The organism is Synechococcus sp. R6-10, from assembly GCF_047461815.1.
Taxonomy (GTDB): Bacteria; Cyanobacteriota; Cyanobacteriia; order Thermostichales; family Thermostichaceae; genus Thermostichus.
Window position 1 is genome coordinate 1 of sequence record NZ_JANSHW010000164.1, and the last position, 1,707, is coordinate 1,707.

Genomic DNA, 1,707 nt, shown 5'->3' on the forward strand with positions numbered 1-1,707 from the left:
GGAGCCTGCCAACTGTTCTCTCTGGTAACGGCCAATCGCCAGCTCAAAGCGCTCTCGACCCTCCACCGTGGTGAGCGACACCGTCCAGTCTTTCTCGCGGAACGAGAAGATACGGGCATCGTAGGTCGCAAAGCCCCCCTTGAACGCCTTGACGGGGCGGTTTTTCTGTCGGGCAACTTTACGGGCACCGGCCATCCGTCTGCAGACCTGTACGGCCAAGTTACTGGACAAGCCGAACCGGGCACGGATTTCGCGGTAGCACAGAGACTGAAGCTTAACGGCGTTGGCGATCTTCTCCGGTGTGTTCTGGTTCACCCAGTTCAAGGCTTGGCCGAAGGCGTCCAAGGTCGCATCCAACTTTGCGGCTTGCGACTGAGACACCTTGAGCTTGCAGGAAATGGTCAGGACTTGGGTCATGGTTATATCATCGTAACTCCGCATTCCTCCCGACCCTCGCCCTGTGGACAGAGGGCGGGGCTCCTGCGCTAGTAAGCTGAAAGGGGCATGCCAAGGAGCTTATTCAAGGGTTAGCCTCGCGTAAGGCCCTCGGTTGCTCCGGAGTTAAGGGCTAGGGCCCACTGCCGCGATGGTTTCTTCCTTTTTGTTAGCCATGAAAATCGCCGCCAACATCACCCAGCTCATCGGTCGCACCCCGCTGGTGCGGTTGAATCGGATCCCGCAATCGGAGGGGTGCCTGGCCGAGATCGTGGTGAAATTGGAGAGCTTTAACCCTGCCGCTTCGGTGAAAGACCGCATTGCCGTCAGCATGATCGAGGCTGCCGAACAGGCCGGTTTGATCACCCCCGGCAAGACCATCTTGGTGGAGCCCACCTCTGGCAATACCGGCATTGGCCTGGCCATGGCCGCTGCTGCCAAGGGTTACCGGCTCATCATCGTCATGCCTGAGAGCATGAGCCTGGAGCGGCGACTGCTGTTGAAAGCCTACGGAGCAGAGGTGCATCTGGCCAGTAGCGCCGGCGGCATGGGGGAAGCCATCTGGAAGGCTGAAGAGATCGTCCGCCGCACTCCCAACGCTTACATGTTGGGCCAGTTCACCAATCCCGCCAACCCCCGGATCCATGCCAGAACCACCGGCCCGGAAATTTGGGAAGATACTGATGGTCAAGTGGATATCCTGGTGGCAGGGGTAGGTACCGGCGGCACCATCACGGGGGCGGGCGAGTTTTTGAAGGGGAAAAACCCAGCCATTCGACTGGTGGCCGTTGAACCCAAGGCCAGTGCCGTCTTGAGTGGTGGACGGCCCGGCTTTCATCGCATTGAAGGGATCGGAGCGGGATTCGTGCCTGATGTGCTGCGGCGCGACCTGCTGGATGAGGTGATCCCAGTGGAAGATGAAGAGAGCATGGTCTACAGCCGGCGCCTGGCCAAAGAAGAAGGGATCCTCTCCGGCATTTCCACTGGGGCTGCCTTGGCGGGAGCCATCCAGGTGGGGCGGCGACCGGAAAACGCTGGCAAGCGGATTGTAATGATCCAGCCTAGTTTTGGGGAACGCTACCTGAGCACACCTCTTTTTCGCGACTTGGAGCGGGATTCCGATTCGAGATGACGATGATGCTGAGACTGCTGCCCTACAGGTCGCCCTGGCCCAGAGGGCGAGCTAGCATGGGTGAGAGTGACGTGGCGGAACGGCAGACGCGCTAGACTTAGGATCTAGTGCCGCAAGGCGTAAGGGTTCAAGTCCCTTCG

1 protein-coding gene and 1 pseudogene are annotated in these 1,707 nt (G+C 59.7%); one reads left to right on the forward strand and one right to left on the reverse strand.

Translation table 11 applies throughout. The annotated features are described in order from the left end of the window. Positions 1-417 (reverse strand): annotated as a pseudogene (locus NW837_RS05375) (RNA-guided endonuclease TnpB family protein); the annotation flags it as partial. A gap of 193 nt (positions 418-610) precedes the next feature. On the opposite strand from NW837_RS05375, the gene cysK reads away from it, so the two are divergent. Beyond that, positions 611-1,567: a cysteine synthase A gene (gene cysK, locus NW837_RS05380; protein WP_011433569.1), complete on the forward strand. Its 957-nt coding sequence runs from the start codon at positions 611-613 to the stop codon at positions 1,565-1,567. Positions 1,568-1,707 lie beyond the last annotated feature (140 nt).